The organism is Pseudomonas hamedanensis (assembly GCF_014268595.2).
Lineage (GTDB): Bacteria > Pseudomonadota > Gammaproteobacteria > Pseudomonadales > Pseudomonadaceae > Aquipseudomonas > Aquipseudomonas hamedanensis.
Genome location: NZ_CP077091.1, coordinates 2,437,995 through 2,456,138, shown reverse-complemented (window position 1 = coordinate 2,456,138; position 18,144 = coordinate 2,437,995). Strand labels below are relative to the sequence as shown.

The following is an 18,144-nucleotide window of genomic DNA, read 5'->3' as shown; positions in this document are numbered from 1 at the left end:
TTTTGGCCGATATTGCACTTCTCCAAAGGCCCGTTCCGTGGCTAAGCTCAAGCTTTCGAGCGCACGCAGAGGTTTCATCTATGCCGCAGCAATGGCCAGCCACCGACATCGCCCGCATGATCCTCGATGGCTTTGACGATTACCGCGAGCATTTCCGCCGGATCACCGACGGCGCCCGGGAGCGTTTCGAGCAGGCGCGCTGGCAGGAAATACAAACCGCATCGGCGGCGCGGATCAACCTCTACGAGGAAAAGGTCGGCGAAACCATCACCCGCCTGCGCGAGTATTTTGATGACGAGACGTTGATGAATGTCAGCTGCTGGCCGCTGGTGAAAAGCGCCTATATCAGTGTCATCGACCTGCGCTTCGACGATGAACTGTCCGAGACCTGGTACAACTCGATCTTCTGCGGGCTGTTCAGCCACGACCTGATCAGCGACGGCTGCATGTTCATCCACACCACGCGTCCGAGCCTGCGTCGTGCCCGGGCTGCGCAAACGCGCACATACAAGCCGCAGGGGCAGTTATCGGCGATGCTTGCGAGTATTTTCGCCGACTATCGCTTCAGCGAGGATTACGCCGACCTGCCAGGCGACGTGCATCGCCTCGAAGCGCAACTGCGTGAAAACCTGCCGGACTGGGTGTGCAAGGACCCGGAATTGAGCGTCGAGCTGTTTTCCTCGGTGCTGTACCGCAACAAGGGCGCGTACCTCGTCGGGCGCATCTACACCCGCGACGAACAGTGGCCGCTGGTGATTCCGCTGTTGCATCGCGAGGGGCGCGGGATTCAGATCGACGCGTTGATCACCGACGAAGCCGACGTGTCGATCATCTTCTCCTTCACCCGCTCCTATTTCATGGTCGACGTGCCGGTGCCGGCGGAATTTATCGGGTTTCTGCGGCGCATTCTGCCCGGCAAGCACATCGCCGAGCTGTACACCTCGATCGGCTTCTACAAGCATGGCAAGTCGGAATTTTACCGCGCGCTGATCAATCACCTGGCCAACACCGACGACCAATTCATCATGGCCCCGGGCGTGCGTGGCATGGTCATGAGCGTGTTTACCCTGCCGGGCTTCAATACCGTGTTCAAGATCATCAAGGATCGTTTTTCCCCCTCGAAAAACGTCGACCGCGCCACGGTCATCGAGAAGTATCGACTGGTGAAAAGTGTCGACCGGGTCGGCCGCATGGCCGATACCCAGGAGTTCGCCGATTTTCGTTTTCCGCTGAGCAAATTCGATCCGGCATGCCTCGAGGAATTGCTCGAAGTCGCGCCGTCCACGGTCTCGGTCGAAGGCGAAAGCGTGCTGATCCGCCACTGCTGGACCGAGCGCCGGATGACCCCGCTCAACCTTTATCTGGAAAACGCCAACGACGCGCAGGTACGTGAAGCGCTTGAGGACTACGGTCTGGCGATCAAGCAATTGGCGGCGGCGAATATTTTCCCCGGCGACATGCTGCTGAAAAACTTCGGCGTCACCCGCCACGGCCGAGTGGTGTTTTATGACTACGACGAAATCTGCTTTCTGACCGAAGCCAATTTTCGCCACATCCCGGCACCGCGCACACCGGAAGACGAAATGGCCTCTGAGCCGTGGTATTCGATCGGGCCGCTGGATGTGTTTCCCGAGGAGTTCCCGCCGTTTCTGTTTGCCGACGCCGGGCAGCGCAAGCTGTTCGATCAGTTGCATGGCGAGTTGTACAACGCCGACTACTGGAAGAGCCTGCAAGAGGCGATTCGTGCCGGTAAAGTCATCGACGTGTTCCCGTATCGGCGCAAGGGCCTTGATAACGAATAAATCCCCCTGAATACATTGTGGCGAGGGGATTTATCCCCGATGGGGTGCGAAGCACCCCCAAAACCATTCAACTCAGACGCTTCAGATCGACGTTGATATCCAGTCGGCGACTGCTGCGCAGCCGATCGGGGATAAATCCCCTCGCCACAAGAGCACCTCACAGTCGTGTTCGGTGCCGCAAATCTGCGACAATCCGCCCCCTGCACAAATAGACGACCGAATTGCCTACCCGATGACCGACGAATCGCCCTCCATCGACAAACTGCTGAAAAATCTCGATCACGCCATGCTCGCCGACCGTCACCGGCTGCGGCGGCAGTTGCTTGAGCTGCGCAAGAAACCCGACGAAGCCAAACTGGCGCAGTGGGTGACGCGCATGCAGGCGTCCTGTGATCAGGTGCTGGCGCGCCGCGCCAGCCTGCCGGTGATTCGTTACGACGACAGTTTGCCGATTGCAGCCAAGCGCGACGAGATCAAAAAGGCCCTTGAGCAACATCAGGTGCTGATCATCGCCGGCGAAACCGGTTCGGGCAAAACCACGCAGTTGCCGAAAATCTGTCTGGAGATCGGTCGCGGTCAGCATGGCCTGATTGGCCATACCCAGCCGCGTCGGATCGCCGCGCGCAGCGTTGCCAGTCGCGTTGCCGAGGAGCTTGGCACGCCGCTCGGTGCGCTGGTCGGCTATCAGGTGCGCTTTGAAGACCAGAGCGATGCCAACACCCTGATCAAGCTGATGACCGACGGCATCCTGCTCGCGGAAACCCAGAACGACCGCTACCTCGAACGCTACGACACGATCATCGTCGACGAAGCCCACGAGCGCAGCCTCAACATCGACTTCCTTCTCGGCTATCTGAAAACCCTGCTGCCGCGGCGTCCCGACCTGAAAGTCATCATCACTTCGGCGACCATCGATCTGGAGCGCTTCTCCAGGCATTTCGACGATGCACCCATTGTCGAAGTGTCGGGCCGTACCTTCCCGGTGGACACCTGGTATCGCCCGCTGACGCTGGAGCAGGACGAGGAGGGCAACCGCGTCGAGGATGACTTGACGGTCGATCAAGCGATTCTCGCCACCCTCGACGAAATCGCTGCGTACGAGCGTAGCGAGCGCCGCAGCCCCGGTGATGTGTTGGTATTCCTGCCGGGTGAGCGCGAGATTCGCGACGCCGCCGACATGCTGCGCAAGGCCCAGCTCAAACACACCGAAATCCTGCCGCTGTACGCGCGCCTGTCGCCGGCCGAACAGCAGCGGATTTTCCAGTCGCATCCGGGCCGCCGCGTGGTACTGGCGACCAACGTTGCCGAGACCTCGCTGACCGTGCCGGGCATTCGCTACGTGATCGACAGCGGCACCGCGCGCATCAGCCGCTACAGCTACCGCGCCAAGGTCCAGCGTCTGCCGATCGAAGCGATTTCCCAGGCCAGTGCTAATCAGCGTAAGGGCCGTTGCGGGCGGGTCGAGCCGGGCATCTGCGTGCGTTTGTACAGCGAGGAAGATTTCCTCGGTCGTCCGGAATTCACCGATCCGGAAATTCTGCGCACCAACCTCGCCGCCGTGATTTTGCAGATGCTGCACCTGCGCCTCGGCGAAATTACCGCGTTCCCGTTTATCGAGCCGCCGGACGGCAAGGCGATCAGCGACGGCTTCAATTTGCTGCAAGAGCTTTCGGCGGTGGATCGCAACAGCCAACTGACGCCACTCGGTCGGCAGTTGGCGCGCTTGCCGGTGGATCCGCGCATGGGCCGCATGCTGCTCGAAGCGGCAAAACTCGGCAGTCTGCAGGAAGTGCTGATCGTCGCCAGTGCCATGTCGATTCAGGATCCGCGCGAGCGGCCGCCGGAGCGTCAGCAAGCGGCCGACCAGGCCCATGCGCAATGGAAGGACCCTGACTCGGATTTCGCCGGGCTGGTCAATTTGTGGCGTGGTTTCGAAGAGCAACGCCAGGCGCTGACCGCCAGCCCGTTGCGCAACTGGTGCCGCAAGAACTTCCTCAATTATTTGCGTTTGCGCGAGTGGCGCGACTCTCACCGCCAGTTGAGCCTGATCTGCCGCGACATGCAGTTGAGCCTGAATAAAGAGCCGGCGGATTATCCGAAGCTGCACAAAGCGGTGCTGGTCGGTCTGCTCAGCCAGATCGGTCAGAAAACCGAGGACGGCGATTACCTCGGCGCGCGCCAGCGGCGCTTCTGGATTCACCCCTCTTCAGGCATCGGCAAGAAGCGCCCGCAGTGGTTGATGACCGCCGAACTGGTGGAAACCACCAAGCTCTATGCGCGCATGGTCGCCAAGATCGACGCCGACTGGATCGAACCGCTGGCCGGGCACCTGATCAAGAAAAACCACTTCGAACCGCATTGGGAAAAGAAGCGCGGCCAGGTCGTGGCGTACGAGCAGATCACCCTGTTCGGGTTGATCGTGGTCGGTCGTCGTCCGGTGCATTACGGTCCGGTGGACCCAGTGGTCTCGCGTGAGCTGTTTATCCGCGAAGGCCTGGTGCGCGGCGAGATTCAGTCGCGGGCCAAATGCCTGAGCGCCAATCAGAAACTGCTCGAGCAGCTCGACGAACTGGAAGCCAAGGCTCGCCGTCGCGACATTCTCGCCGACGAAGAAACCTTGTACGCCTTCTACGATGCGCGTCTGCCGGCGGAGATCCACCAGACCGCGACCTTCGACAGTTGGTACAAGGTCAACAGCCAGAAAGACCCGCAGTTGTTGATCATGCGCGAAGAAGACGTGCTGGCCCGCGAGGCCAGCGAAGTCACCGCCCGCGATTACCCGGATACGCTGCATATCGGCGATCTGGAGCTGGCGCTGACTTACCACTTCGAACCGAATCACCCGCGCGATGGCGTGACCTTGCGCGTACCGGCGCCGCTGCTGCCGATGCTGCCGCCGGAACGTCTGGAATGGCTGGTGCCGGGGCTGATCGAGGCCAAGTGCATTGCGCTGGTGCGCAACCTGCCGAAAGCCCTGCGCAAGAACTTCGTGCCGGTGCCGGACTTCATCAAAGCCGCGCTGCAGCGCATGACCTTCGCCGACGGCTCGCTGCCGCAAGCGCTCGGCCGCGAGCTGCTGCGCATGACCGGCGCGCGGGTCAGCGATGAAGCGTGGGCGGAAGCTGCGCAACAGGTCGAAAGCCATCTGCGCATGAACCTGGAAATCGTCGACGGCCAAGGCAAGTTCCTCGGTGAAGGTCGCGATCTGGCCGAGCTGACCGCACGCTTTGCCGAAGCCAGTCAGGCCGCACTGGCGGTGCCGCAGAGTGCGAAAAGTCAGCAACCGGTCGAGGCGAAAGTCTTCGCGCCGGTGGCGGAAAAGACTCAGCAGAAGATCGCCGGGCTGTCGATGACGGTGTACCCGGCGCTGGTGGAAGAGGGCGGTACGGTCAAGGAAGGGCGTTTCTCCACCCCGGCCGAAGCCGAGTTCCAGCATCGCCGTGCCTTGCAGCGCTTGTTGATGCAACAACTGGCCGAGCCGGCGAAATTCCTGCGTGGCAAGTTGCCGGGGCAAACCGAGCTGGGGCTGCTGTATCGCGAACTGGGCCGGGTCGATGCGCTGATCGAAGACATTTTGCTGGCCAGCCTCGACAGCTGCATTCTCGAAGGCGAAGACCCGTTGCCCCGCGACGGCGCCGGGTTGGCGGCATTGGCCGAGCGCAAACGTGGTAACTGGACCGAGCATGCCGAGCGCGTGGCGCGGTTGACCCTGGAAATCCTCAAGATCTGGCACGGCCTGCAAAAGCGCTTCAAGGGCAAGATCGATCTTGCTCAGGCAGTGGCGCTCAACGACATCAAGCAGCAGATCGGCCATCTGGTCTATCCGGGCTTCGTCCGCGAAACGCCGATGCAGTGGCTCAAGGAACTGCCGCGTTATCTGAAAGCGGTCGAGCAGCGTTTCGAGAAACTCGGCGCGCAAGTACAGAAGGACCGGGTCTGGAGCGGCGAACTCGCCGGCCTGTGGGCGCAATACCAGACCCGCGCGGCCAAGCATGCGCAGGAAGGCAAACGCGATCCGCAACTGGAATTGTACCGCTGGTGGCTGGAGGAATACCGCGTGTCGCTGTTTGCCCAGCAGTTGGGCACGAAAGTACCGATCTCCGACAAGCGCCTGAACAAACAGTGGAGCCAGGTAGAGCCCTGATTTTCAGGCTTGCACAATCCCCTGTAGGAGCGGGTTTTGTGGCGAGGGGATTTATCCCCGTCGGGTGGCGAAGCCGCCCCAAAACCTACAACCTCGGTTCATCAGTTATACCGAGCGCGGTGGGGTGGCGACTGCTTCGCAGTCGAGCGGGGATAAATCCCCTCGCCACAGAGTTGAGTTCATATAGTGAATGGCAGTTGTGCTTGGGAATGGCGCCAAAACCTCGGGTTTATGGCAAACTTCGCCACCATAACCCGCCGTTTCGCGACCCAGAGCCTTCGGCCGTGTCGCGCCGCGGAATAAAACGATGCCAGGTTTGCGTCCCCCGGATGGGAATAGACCCTTTGCGTGTTGGTACGACGGTTCCAGCACTTTCTGCCTGAACAGATTAGAGAAACGACCATGCATAACGTCGTCATCAGCGGCACCGGCCTGTACACACCGGCCAACAGCATCTCCAACGAAGAGCTGGTGCAGTCTTTCAATACCTATGTCGCGCAGTTCAATGCGGACAACGCCGAGGCCATCGCTCGCGGTGAAGTCCAGGCCCTGACCGAATCCAGTGCCGCGTTCATCGAAAAAGCTTCGGGCATCAAGAGCCGCTTTGTCATGGACAAGGACGGCATCCTTGATCCGCAACGCATGGCCCCGCGCCTGCCGGAGCGTTCCAACGACGAATGGTCGGTGCTGTGCCAGATGGCCATCGGCGCTGCCGAGCAAGCCTTGCAACGTGCCGGCAAGACCGCCGCTGACATCGACGGCGTCATCGTTGCCTGCTCCAACCTGCAACGCGCTTATCCAGCCATCGCCATCGAAGTCCAGGAAGCGCTGGGCATTCAGGGCTTCGGTTTCGACATGAACGTGGCGTGCTCTTCGGCCACGTTTGGCATTCAGGCCGCGGCCAACAGCGTGCAACTGGGCCAGGCGCGGGCGATCCTGATGGTCAACCCGGAAGTCTGCACCGGTCACCTGAACTTCCGTGACCGCGACAGCCATTTCATCTTTGGTGACGCGGCGACTGCGGTGATCATCGAGCGCGCGGATCTGGCGACGTCGAAATATCAGTTCGACGTGGTCAGCACCAAGCTGCTGACCAAGTTCTCCAACAACATCCGCAACAACTTCGGTTTCCTCAACCGTGCTGCGGAGGAGGGCATCGGCGCCCCCGACAAGCTGTTCGTGCAGGAAGGCCGCAAAGTGTTCAAGGACGTCTGCCCGATGGTCGCCGAACTGATCGGTGCACACCTGCAAGAGAACCAGCTCAACGTCGCCGATGTGAAACGCTTCTGGCTGCACCAGGCCAACCTGAGCATGAATCACCTGATCGTGCGCAAGCTGCTGGGGCGCGAAGCCACCGAGGAAGAAGCACCGGTGATTCTCGATACTTACGCCAATACCAGCTCGGCGGGCTCGGTGATTGCCTTCCACAAAAACCAGGATGATCTGGCGTCGGGTTCGCTGGCGGTGCTGAGTTCGTTCGGTGCCGGTTACTCGATCGGTAGCGTGATTCTGCGCAAGCGCTGAAACAGGTTAATTTCCCCTTAATCGCGTCGCCCTTTCCTACATCCGAAGCGGCTGAAACGCTGTAATTTTTCGGACATGGCGGCAGGTGAATACCTGCCGCGTTCATTTTCGAAGTCCGGACAAGGGGATTGATGGATGGCGGCTGACGACACCCAATTGCTCGCGCGCTTGCTGGCGGGGGAGCAACAGGCGTTCAAGGAACTGGTCACGACTTATCAAAGCGCCATGCGCGCGGTGGCTTATGCGATTGTCGGCCAGCGTCATGTCGAAGAAGTAGTGCAGGATGCCTGGCTGTCGGTGGTGCGCCATTTGGGTAGCTTCGAGGGCCGATCCAGTCTCAAGACCTGGTTGCTGACCATCACCGCCAACTCGGCCAAGAGTCGCTACAAGCTCAATCGCCGGGAAGTGCTGATGGACGATCTGCCGGCGCCGCACGGCACCCTTGGCGATGAACGCTTCTCCTCAAGCGACGGGCATTGGCTGGTCGCGCCTTTCGCCTGGCATCAGGACACTCCCGAAGCGCTGCTGACCGAAAATGAACTGCGCGAATGCCTCGAGCACACCTTGCTGAGCCTCTCTGAGTTACAAAGCAGCGTATTGCTGTTGCGCGAACGGCAGGGCCTGGAGCTGGAAGAAATCTGTAATCTTCTGGAAATATCGCTCTCCAATGTCCGCGTGCTGCTGCACCGGGCGCGCTTGAAGGTCTTTGCGACCGTGGAACATTTTGAGGAGACGGGAGAATGTTGACCTGCAAGGAGCAAGTGGCACGATCCAGCGATTATCTCGACGGCCAACTGAGCTTTCGTGAGACGCTGATGGTGCGTCATCACCTGTTGTTCTGCCCCAACTGCCGGCGTTTCATGCGGCAGATGCGCTTGATGCAGGCGACGCTCAAAGCCATGCCGGAACAACCTGACGAGAATGTTGATGCGCTGGCCGAGCGCTTGGCCGAGCAGCGCCGCAACAACAGTCCTTGATGGACATGTGGCGAGGGAGCTTGCTCCCGCTGGGTCGCGAAGCGGCCCCCGCTTTACAAAAGCAGAGGGCCGCTTCGCAGTCCAGCGGGAGCCAGCTCCCTCGCCACAGATCAATGAATAACCCAAGTGCGGATGAAACGAACGGATGATGGGGATCGTCCCGCCCGCACCGGGCCATTACTCTTTTAGAACTTGGCTTCGGCATCCAACTGCAAGGTGTTGGCATCGGCATCGCGCTGACCACGGCTGGCGAAATCAGCCTTGGTCAGGAAGTACGTGGCGCCGACGGCGAAGTTCTTGTCGATGTCGTAACCGACCTTGAACTTGTGCCCGCGCGAGCCGGTAGTGCCGTTGGCAAAGTCGGAGTCGGTGAAGGCACCGACCACGGCGTTGCGCTGCACGTCACGATAGTTGTAGTCGAGGTTGAAACCGAAGACTTTCGACTTGGCACCGAGCAACCAGGCAGTGTCCTGATCGGTCACGGCATCGTTGTTCTTCACGTACTGGCCGTAGAACGACAGCGGCATCGGCAGACCGCCGATGTCGACCTGGCTGAACCCCTCATACAGACGGAATTCGTTGTTGGCCGAGTTGCCGTTGACCGCCAGGGCGCACGGCGTGGAGGTGCCGGTGCAGCGGCTGTCTTCATCGTTCTGGTAGGCGTAGACGCTGCCGCCCAGAGTCAGTTTCAGGTTGTCGGTGATGTTGAAGCGGCTCCCCAACTGGCCGGCGGTCAGGCGCAGGTCGTGGCGGAATTGCACGCCGTCGCCGTCAACGTTGTCCTTGAGGTTGTAGTTACCCAGGCTGCCGAACAGTTCGGCGCTGCTGCCCAGTGGATATTTGTAGGTAACGGCCAGACCTTCCGGGTTGATGTCGCTGTCCCAGATCACGTCGCCCATGCTGACCCACGGTTGCAGCATCTTGCCGCCGATGACGTGCAGGTTCTTGATTTGATCCGGGTGGTAGTCGATGTAACCGAGGTCGAGCCAGATCTGCTTCTTGTCGAAGTAGTTGTCCTGGTCCTGGTTGGTCGAACGGGCATCGTCGCCGCCGCCGGTGGCGATACGGATGCCGGTGTCGACTTGCGGGTTGATCTCGGTGTAAGCGCCCAGACGTGCACGGATGCGCTGACGGTCCTTGTCGCGGCCGCCGTTGTTCGGCTCGCCGTCGATCTTGATGGTTTCCTGACGGATACGCACGTCGCCCTTGAACTGAGTCTTGGCCGCCCAAGCCAGTTTCTGGTCGAACGCGCTCTGTTCGTTGGTCTTTTTCGCGACCGCCGCCACTTGCTCGTTGGTTTCCTGCTGCGCCTGCCGGGCGATCTGCTGAGCCTTCTGATCCTTGGCCAGTTCTGTTTGCAGCTCGATGTACTGCGCCTGGGAAATCGACCCGTTGGCTTTGAGCATGTCGAGCAGTTTGGCGTCGACTGCAGCACTGGCCGGAACGCTCATGGCCAGCAACAAGCCGCCGCACAGGGCCGCCGCAGTTTTGGTGGAAGCAAGACGCATAGCAATCTCCAAAGATGAAAGGGGATGGCTGAACCATCCTGGGCACAACCGACACGAGGTCGGAAAACTGTGTCCGGGCTAGAACCCGGCGCTCTAAAAACAGGCGCCAGTATCGCGATCGTTTATGACAGAGCGGTGGCACAGTGATGGCAGGTTGATGACGATGCAGGTCGGGCGTGAACTATTGAGTTAGAGCGCTGTCGGCCGATTGAGCGTGTGCAACGGCTCGCGATCAGCGATACTCGCCGGGCTTTGTCGCCAAGCTGTGGAGTGCCAGTGGATGCCGTTGCAACGCCTGCAAAACCTGTCAGAAATCACCCCGGCAAGCTGGGATGCGCTGGTACCGGATAACCAGCCGTTCCTGCGTCACGCTTTTCTGAGTGCGCTGGAAGACAGTGGCAGTGTCGGCCCACATTCGGGCTGGCAGCCGGAGCATTTGCTGCATATCGAAGGTGATCGACTGATCGCCGCGCTGCCCAGTTACCGCAAGTGGCATTCCTACGGCGAGTACGTGTTCGATCATGGCTGGGCCGACGCCTGCGCGCGGGCCGGCATCGATTACTACCCCAAACTGTTGACTGCCGTGCCGTTCAGTCCGGTCAGCGGCCCGCGCTTGCTGGCGGCAACAGTCGAGGATGGTTTCGAGCTACTGAAGAGCCTGCCGGGGTATCTGCAGATCGAAGAGCTTTCCAGTGCGCACATCAATTTCACCGATCCGTTTACTGACGCGGCGATGGCTGAGCAGCCGGGCTGGTTGCAGCGCATCGGTTGCCAGTATCACTGGCAGAATCGTGATTACCGCGACTTTCAGGATTTCCTCGACGCCCTCAGCTCACGCAAGCGCAAACAGATGCGCAAGGAGCGCGAGCAGGTGGCGGGGCAGGGCTTTGAGTTTGAATGGCTGGAAGGTCGCGAGTTGGACGAGGCGCAGTGGGATTTTGTCTACGCCTGTTATGCCAACACCTATGCGGTGCGACGGCAGGCGCCGTATCTGACCCGCGAATTCTTCAGCCTGCTGGCCGAGCGCATGCCCGAAGCGATTCGCGTGGTGCTGGCGAAGCAGGGCTCAAGGCCGGTCGCAATGGCCTTCAGCCTGGTCGGTGGCGATAGTTTTTACGGGCGCTACTGGGGCTGCCTGGCCGAGTTTGATCGGCTGCATTTCGAGACGTGTTTTTATCAGGGCATGGATTATGCGATTGCCCATGGCATCCAGCGCTTCGATGCCGGCGCTCAAGGCGAGCACAAGTTGATTCGTGGTTTTGAACCGGTGATCACCCATTCCTGGCATTACCTGCGCCATCCGGGATTGAAAGCGGCGGTAAAAGATTTTCTTCAGCAAGAGCGCGTCGGGGTCCTGGCGTATGCCGAAGAGGCGAGAACGGCGTTGCCCTATCGCCAAACCTAGATCCCTTGTAGGAGTGAGCCTGCTCGCGATAGCGGTGTGTCTGTCAATATTATTGGTGCTGACACTCCGCTATCGCGAGCAGGCTCACTCCTACAGGGGGGGGCGGTGATCGGCAATCTCAATCGATGCCGACAAAGCCTCCGGTCTGGTGCGCCCACAACCGCGCGTACAAGCCTCGATGCGCGAGCAGCTCGGCATGGGTGCCGCTCTCGGCGATCTTGCCGTTCTCCAGCACCACCAGCCGGTCCATGCGTGCGATGGTCGAGAGGCGGTGGGCAATCGCGATCACGGTTTTGCCCTGCATCAAAGTCTCGAGGCTTTCCTGAATCGCCGCTTCGACTTCCGAGTCCAGCGCCGAGGTGGCTTCGTCCATGATCAGGATCGGCGCGTCCTTGAGCAACACCCGCGCAATCGCGATGCGCTGGCGCTGACCGCCGGACAGTTTCACCCCGCGCTCGCCGACATGCGCATCGAAACCGGTGCGGCCTTCAGCGTCGGACAGCAAAGGAATGAACTCATCGGCGCGAGCCTTGTGCACCGCATCCCACAACTCGGCATCGGTCGCATCCGGTTTGCCGTAAAGCAAGTTGTCGCGGATCGAGCGGTGCAGCAGCGAGGTGTCTTGAGTGATCATGCCGATCCGCGCACGCAGGCTCTCCTGGCCGACTTCGGCGATGTTCTGCCCGTCGATCAGGATGCGCCCACCCTCGACGTCGTACAGGCGCAGCAACAGGTTGACCAGGGTCGACTTGCCGGCGCCGGACGGCCCGATCAAGCCGATTTTCTCGCCCGGTTTGATGGTCAGGTTGAGGTCGCCGATGATGCCCTTCTGCTTGCCGTAGTGAAAATCCACCTGCTCGAAACGCACTTCGCCACGGGCCACGTCCAGCGGTTTGGCCTGCTCGCGGTCGGTGACGCTGACCGGTTGCGAGATGGTGCGCAGACCGTCCTGAACCATGCCGATGTTCTCGAAAATGCCGGTGACCACCCACATGATCCAGCCGGACATATTGACGATGCGAATCACCAGGCCGGTGGCCAGGGCAATCGCGCCGACGGTGATCAGCGATTGTGTCCACAGCCACAAAGCCAGCGCGGTGGTGCCGACGATCAGCAAGCCGTTCATGGCAGTGATTGCCACGTCCATACTGGTGACCACGCGTCCGGCCATCTGCGCCTTGACGGTCTGTTCTTCGATGGCTTCTTTCGCGTAGTGCTGTTCGAAGTTGGTGTGGGCGAACAGCTTTAGCGTGGCAATGTTGGTGTAGCCGTCGACGATGCGCCCCATCAGTTTCGAGCGCGCGTCGGAGGCTTCCACCGAACGGTCTTTCACGCGGGGAACGAAGTAGTACAGCGCGCCGATGTAGGCGACGATCCACGTCAGCAACGGAATCATCAGCCGCCAGTCCGCCTCGGCGAACAGCACCAGCGAACTGATTGCGTAGATCACCACGTGCCACAGCGCGTCGACCGCTTGTACGGCAGAATCGCGCAGCGAGTTGCCGGTCTGCATGATGCGCTGTGCGATGCGCCCGGCGAAGTCATTCTGGAAGAAGTTCAGACTCTGCTTGAGCACATAGCTGTGGTTCTGCCAGCGGATCATGCTGGTCATGCCGGGACTCAGGGTCTGATGCACCAGCAGGTCGTGCAGGGCGAAAAAGATCGGTCGCAACACCAGCGCGACCACCAGCATCCACGTCAACTCGAGAGCGTGGTCACTGAAGAAATTCGGGTTAGGCGTGCCTTGGGCCAGATCGATGATGCGGCTCAGGTAACTGAACAGCGCCACCTCGATCAGCGAGGCAAACAGGCCGATGACGAGCAGGGCGGCGAAGCTCGGCCAGACCTGCTTCAGGTAATAGATGTAGAAGGGCCAGACGCGGTCCGGCGGGGACGCCGTCGGGGCGTCGCGGAAGATATCGATCAGTTGTTCGAAACGGCGATAGAGCATCAGATAACCGCCCGGAATCCGGGCTCTCCTTTTATCAGTGCGAGCGGCGCAGGCTCAGCCCGGCGCCGCTCGATATGCCCGGCGAAACTCAGTCGATGCGCTTGGCCGACTTGATGATCACAGGGTCGACCGGCACGTTTTGCATGCCGCTTTTGGTGGTGGTCTGCGAGTTGACGATGACGTCTACGACGTCCATGCCCTTGACCACTTTCGCAAACACCGCGTAACCGGCGTCACGGCCCGGGTCGAGGAAGGCGTTGTCGGCAACGTTGATGAAGAACTGGCTGGTGGCCGAGTCAGGGTTGGAGGTGCGCGCCATCGACAGGGTGCCGCGAACGTTGTGCAGGCCATTGCTGGCTTCGTTCTTGATCGGCGCCTTGGTGTCTTTCTGTTGCATCTGCTGAGTGAAACCGCCGCCCTGGGCCATGAAGCCCGGGATCACACGATGGAAAATGGTGTTGTTGTAGAAACCGCTGTCGACGTACTCAAGAAAGTTCTTGGTACTGATCGGTGCCTTGACCGGGTCCAGTTCGATTTCGATCTGGCCGTTGGTCGTGTCCAGCAGCACGTGGGGTGCTTTGGCCGGCGTGGCAGCCATCAGGTTGGCGGCGAACAGCACGGTACCAGCGGCGAGGGCGAGTTTTTTCAGCATGGGTCAGTGATCCTGAGATTGAAGGTCGGCTGCCTGTAGAAATTCCAGCAGCGTTTGATTGAAACGTTCGGGTTGATCGAGCGGAGTGACGTGGCGCGAATCGGCAATCACCGCCAGCCGCGCATTCGGCAATAGTTTCACATAGGTTTCTTTCAATGCCACCGGTGTGTAGTCACGGTCGGCGCTGATGACGAGCGTTGGACAGGACACCCGGGAAAGTCGTTCCTGAACGCCCCAGCCAACAATCGCATCGAAGCTGGCGAGATAAGCACGTTTGTCGTTTTTTGCCCAGCGTTCAGCCATTTTACGGCGCAGATCGGCTTGTTCCGGTTTTGGAAAAAGTTTGCTGCCGAGGGCCTTGCCGATGGTTTCCAGGCTGAGCAGGCGCATCAGGCTCCAGCGCTTGAACCACTGCCAGTAATCGTCGCGAGTGCGCACTTTGACTTGTGGCGCGCTGTTGACGATGGTCAGGCTCTTGAGAAGTTGCGGCTGATCGACGGCCAGTTGAAAGCCGATCATGCCGCCCATCGACAGCCCGACGTAATGCACCGGGCCGAGCTTCAGGTGTTCGGCCAGAGCCACCAGGTCAGCGCTGAAACCGGCGATGCTGTAGCGTTCGCGCGGTTTGTCCGAACGCCCGTGGCCGCGAATGTCCGCGACGATCACCCGGTAGTGCGCGGCCAGCGCCGGGATCTGCATCTCCCAGTCCAGCGTGCTCGAGCCGAGCCCGTGAACCAGCAGCAACGGCGCACCGTGGCCATATGCCTCGTAGTGCAGGTTGCAACCTTCGTGCTCGAAATACGCCATCGGTGAACTCCGTGTCAGGCTTGTTCGGGGGCGGCGAACGGTGCGTCCAGCGGCAAGGTGTCGAAGGTGCGCAACAACTCGATGAGGATTTGCGTGGCCGGGCCCAGGGGTTTTTCCTTGTTCGTGTACAGGTAGAAGTTGGAGTTGCGGCTGCGACCCTGATCCAACGGTAGCAGCTTGAGCGAACCTTCTTTCAATTCCCGTTCGATCATGTGGCGCGGCAGCCAGGCGAAGCCCAGGCCGTTGCTGACGAAGGTGGCCGCCGTGGCCAGGCTGCCGACCGTCCAGCGCTGCTCCGCGCCGAGCCAGCCGACGTCCCGTGGCTGCTGGCGGCCGGAGTCGCGAATCACCACTTGCATCTGGTTTTCCAGGTCCTGGAAGCTCAGCTCGCGGTTGAGCCGGTGCAGTGAGTGTTCCGGGTGGGCGACGGCGATGAATTCGACATCGCACAACTCGGCGCCGAGATAACCGGGAATGCTCAGCCCGGTGATCGCCAGATCGGCGACGCCTTCGAGCAATACTTCCTCCACGCCCGACAGGACTTCTTCGCGCAGACGCACGCGGCAGCCACGGCTTTGCGGCATAAACGCGGTCAGCGCGCGGACGAGGCGGGCGCTCGGATAGGCCGCATCGACCACCAGTCGCACTTCCGCTTCCCAGCCTTGCTCCATGTGATGGGCGAGGTCCTCCAGTTGGCTGGCCTGTTTCACCAGTTGGCGCGAGCGCCGAAGCAGCACGCCGCCGGCTTCGGTGAGCACGGCTTTGCGCCCGTCGATGCGCAGCAGCGGCACGCCGAGCTGGTCCTGCATGCGCGCCACGGTGTAGCTCACCGACGACTGCGAACGATGCAGGGCCTCGGCGGCCTGGGCGAATCCGCCGTGGTCGACCACGGCCTGCAATGTTCGCCACTGATCAAGGGTTACGCGGGGCGCTTTCATCAATAGCTCCTCTTGTCCTAAGCTGGCCGTCCCTCATGGAGACTGCCGAATGAAAAAATTCTGTTGTGTGCTGCTGGCGCTGCTGCCGTTGACCGCGTTTGCCTATCCGATCGATGTGCAGAAGGATCTCAACGGCATGAAGATCGACTACGAGACTTTCGATACCGACAACGACATCGGCTCGATCCGGGTGGCCAACTACGGGGACGTCGACGCGACCTGCCGGGCAGTGTTCAGCAACGGTCCGGAAGCACCGCGCACGCGCAGCATCGACGTACCGGCCGGCAAACATAAAAACGCCACGGCCAAGTTCACCCGCGAGATCATCAAGCTGCGCATCAAACTGACCTGCACCCCGAAATAAGCGGTTTTCCATTTGTAGGAGTGAGCCTGCTCGCGATAGCGGTGTATCAGGTACATCAATGTTGCCTGACACACTGCTATCGCGAGCAGGCTCACTCCTACAAGGGTATGCGTTAGCTTATAAACGAATTTATCGATGGGTTACAGCGGATATTTGCGCTTTTTTATCGATTCAACGCTGTTTAACCTTCACTCCATCGACTTACAACATTCTCGGATGGAGGCTACACACCATGTCCCGCGTTCTGATCATCGAAAGCAGCGCCCGCCAGCAAGACTCGGTTTCCCGTCAACTGACCCAGACCTTCATCGCTCAATGGAAAGCCGCGCACCCTGCCGATCAGATCACCGTGCGTGACCTCGCCGTGAACCCGGTGCCGCATCTGGACAGCAACTTGCTGGGTGGCTGGATGAAACCCGCCGAGCAGCGTAACGACGCCGAGCAATCCTCGCTGGATCGCTCCAACGCCTTGACCGATGAATTGCTCGCCGCCGATGTGCTGGTCATGGCTGCGCCGATGTACAACTTTGCGATCCCGAGCACCCTCAAGGCCTGGCTCGATCATGTGCTGCGTGCGGGCGTGACGTTCAAATACACCGAAACCGGCCCGCAAGGCCTGCTCAACGGCAAGCGTGCCTTTGTGTTGACCGCCCGCGGTGGTGTGTATGCCGGTGGTCCGGCGGATCATCAGGAACCGTATTTGCGTCAGGTCATGGGGTTCATTGGTATCCATGACGTGACCTTTATCCATGCCGAGGGCATGAACCTGGGCGGTGACTTCCAGGAGAGGGGGCTGAATCAGGCCAACGCCAAATTGTCTCAGGTCGCTTGATCGGTTAATCGCCAGATAATCGCTGGATGGTCTAGTGATCTGGCGCAACCCCTTCAAGGCTCTACGCGCATCGAACCTCCCTTTGCACTTTGCTCCTGAGTGCTGTAGCCCGATTGAACGCTTTAGCGAGATCGGGCTTTTTTTTGTCTGCGATTTGATGAGCAGGATAGATTTCCTTGTAGGAGTGAGCCTGTTCGCGATAGCGGTCGTTCAGACGCATCAGTTTTGACTGAAACACCGCCATCGCGAGCAGGCTCACTCCTACAGGGGATTGTGTTGTCAGTGGGTTCGCGGTCTGGCGCAAAAACCGCTATCGTCGCCGCCATTCGATTTTCGAGGCGAGTATGGGCTATCTACTTTTTGTCACGCTGATCCAGGCGTTCTCTTTCAGTCTGATCGGCGAATACCTCGCCGGTCACGTCGACAGTTACTTTGCGGTGCTGGTGCGTGTGGTGCTGGCCGGGTTGATGTTTATTCCGTTGACACGTTGGCGTTCGGTGGAGCCGGCGTTCATGCGTGGCATGCTGCTGATCGGCGCCTTGCAGTTCGGCGTGACTTACGTCTGTCTGTATCTGAGCTTCCGCGTGCTGACCGTACCGGAGGTGTTGCTGTTTACCATTCTCACGCCGTTGCACGTGACGTTGATCGAAGACGCGCTGAACCGCCGCTTCAACCCGTGGGCGTTGATCGCCGCGCTGGTGGCAGTCGGTGGCGCGGCGGTGATTCGTTTCGACAGCATCAGTCCGGACTTCTTTATGGGCTTCCTGCTGCTGCAACTGGCTAACTTCACCTACGCCGCCGGACAGGTGCTGTACAAGCATCTGGTGGCGAAACACCCGAGTGATCTGCCGCATTACCGCCGCTTCGGTTATTTCTACCTGGGCGCATTGATGGTGGTACTGCCGGCGTTTCTGCTGTTCGGCAAGTCGAACTTTCTACCAGAGGCGCCACTGCAATGGGCGGTGTTGCTGTTCCTGGGGCTGGTTTCGACGGCATTGGGCCTGTACTGGTGGAACAAGGGCGCGTGCATGGTCAATGGCGGCACCCTGGCGGTGATGAACAACCTGCATGTGCCGGTGGGGTTGTTGTTGAATTTGCTGATCTGGAATCAGCATGAGGAACTGGGGCGGTTGTTCCTCGGCGGCAGTGTGATCCTCGCCGCTGTGTGGATCAGCCGGTTGGGGATTCGAAAATCCGCGGCCACCGCGTAACCGCTGATTCACAAATACCAATGTGGGAG

Annotated in this window: 14 protein-coding genes; 9 read left to right on the top strand and 5 right to left on the bottom strand. The window is 60.2% G+C overall.

What is annotated here, in order from left to right:
- Positions 1-80 precede the first annotated feature (80 nt).
- From aceK to HU739_RS10480, 5 genes are all read left to right on the top strand, one after another.
- Positions 81-1,802 carry a bifunctional isocitrate dehydrogenase kinase/phosphatase gene (aceK, locus tag HU739_RS10500; protein ID WP_186548787.1) on the top strand — a complete coding sequence of 574 codons (1,722 nt, stop codon included), beginning with the start codon at positions 81-83 and terminating at the stop codon, positions 1,800-1,802.
- 232 nt (positions 1,803-2,034) lie between these two features.
- Positions 2,035-5,946 carry an ATP-dependent RNA helicase HrpA gene (gene hrpA / locus HU739_RS10495; protein WP_186548784.1) on the top strand — a complete coding sequence of 1,304 codons (3,912 nt, stop codon included), beginning with the start codon at positions 2,035-2,037 and terminating at the stop codon, positions 5,944-5,946.
- 402 nt (positions 5,947-6,348) lie between these two features.
- Positions 6,349-7,470 (top strand): beta-ketoacyl-ACP synthase III, encoded by a 1,122-nt coding sequence (locus HU739_RS10490; protein WP_186548782.1) that lies wholly within the window; start codon positions 6,349-6,351, stop codon positions 7,468-7,470.
- Positions 7,471-7,605: 135 nt separating this feature from the next.
- Positions 7,606-8,217 (top strand): RNA polymerase sigma factor, encoded by a 612-nt coding sequence (locus HU739_RS10485; RefSeq protein ID WP_186548780.1) that lies wholly within the window; start codon positions 7,606-7,608, stop codon positions 8,215-8,217.
- Positions 8,211-8,447: an anti-sigma factor family protein gene (locus HU739_RS10480; protein ID WP_186548777.1), complete on the top strand. Its 237-nt coding sequence runs from the start codon at positions 8,211-8,213 to the stop codon at positions 8,445-8,447. The genes HU739_RS10485 and HU739_RS10480 overlap by 7 nt, the downstream gene beginning before the upstream one ends.
- Positions 8,448-8,632: 185 nt before the next feature.
- Here the strand turns inward: HU739_RS10480 and HU739_RS10475 are convergent, their stop codons facing one another.
- Positions 8,633-9,955 (bottom strand): putative porin, encoded by a 1,323-nt coding sequence (locus HU739_RS10475; protein WP_186548775.1) that lies wholly within the window; start codon positions 9,953-9,955, stop codon positions 8,633-8,635.
- A gap of 280 nt (positions 9,956-10,235) precedes the next feature.
- Here HU739_RS10475 and HU739_RS10470 point away from each other — a divergent pair, with 280 nt between their 5' ends.
- On the top strand, positions 10,236-11,360 hold the full coding sequence (locus HU739_RS10470; protein WP_186548773.1) for a GNAT family N-acetyltransferase: 1,125 nt from the start codon (positions 10,236-10,238) through the stop codon (positions 11,358-11,360).
- Between the two features lie 118 nt (positions 11,361-11,478).
- On the opposite strand, the gene HU739_RS10465 is transcribed toward HU739_RS10470, so the two are convergent.
- The 4 genes from HU739_RS10465 to HU739_RS10450 all read right to left on the bottom strand — a co-directional run bounded on the left by HU739_RS10465 (position 11,479) and on the right by HU739_RS10450 (position 15,708).
- Positions 11,479-13,311, bottom strand: a complete 1,833-nt coding sequence (locus tag HU739_RS10465; protein ID WP_186548771.1) for an ABC transporter ATP-binding protein — start codon at positions 13,309-13,311, stop codon at positions 11,479-11,481.
- 88 nt (positions 13,312-13,399) lie between these two features.
- Complete coding sequence (locus tag HU739_RS10460) at positions 13,400-13,963, bottom strand: peptidylprolyl isomerase (RefSeq protein ID WP_186548769.1); 564 nt, start codon at positions 13,961-13,963, stop codon at positions 13,400-13,402.
- Positions 13,964-13,966: 3 nt separating this feature from the next.
- The gene (locus HU739_RS10455) at positions 13,967-14,770 is read right to left on the bottom strand and encodes an alpha/beta fold hydrolase (protein WP_186548767.1); all 804 of its coding nucleotides are present in this window, start codon (positions 14,768-14,770) and stop codon (positions 13,967-13,969) included.
- A gap of 14 nt (positions 14,771-14,784) precedes the next feature.
- Complete coding sequence (locus HU739_RS10450; RefSeq protein WP_186548765.1) at positions 14,785-15,708, bottom strand: LysR family transcriptional regulator; 924 nt, start codon at positions 15,706-15,708, stop codon at positions 14,785-14,787.
- A gap of 49 nt (positions 15,709-15,757) precedes the next feature.
- Here HU739_RS10450 and HU739_RS10445 point away from each other — a divergent pair, with 49 nt between their 5' ends.
- The 3 genes from HU739_RS10445 (at position 15,758) to HU739_RS10435 (ending at position 18,115) form a co-directional block, all read left to right on the top strand.
- Positions 15,758-16,072, top strand: a complete 315-nt coding sequence (locus HU739_RS10445) for a 3-phosphoglycerate kinase (RefSeq protein WP_101158571.1) — start codon at positions 15,758-15,760, stop codon at positions 16,070-16,072.
- Positions 16,073-16,304: 232 nt separating this feature from the next.
- The gene (locus HU739_RS10440; RefSeq protein ID WP_186548763.1) at positions 16,305-16,904 is read left to right on the top strand and encodes an FMN-dependent NADH-azoreductase; all 600 of its coding nucleotides are present in this window, start codon (positions 16,305-16,307) and stop codon (positions 16,902-16,904) included.
- A 344-nt stretch (positions 16,905-17,248) separates the two neighbouring features.
- A complete protein-coding gene (locus tag HU739_RS10435) occupies positions 17,249-18,115 on the top strand; it encodes a carboxylate/amino acid/amine transporter (RefSeq protein WP_186548761.1) in 867 nt (288 codons plus the stop codon).
- Positions 18,116-18,144 lie beyond the last annotated feature (29 nt).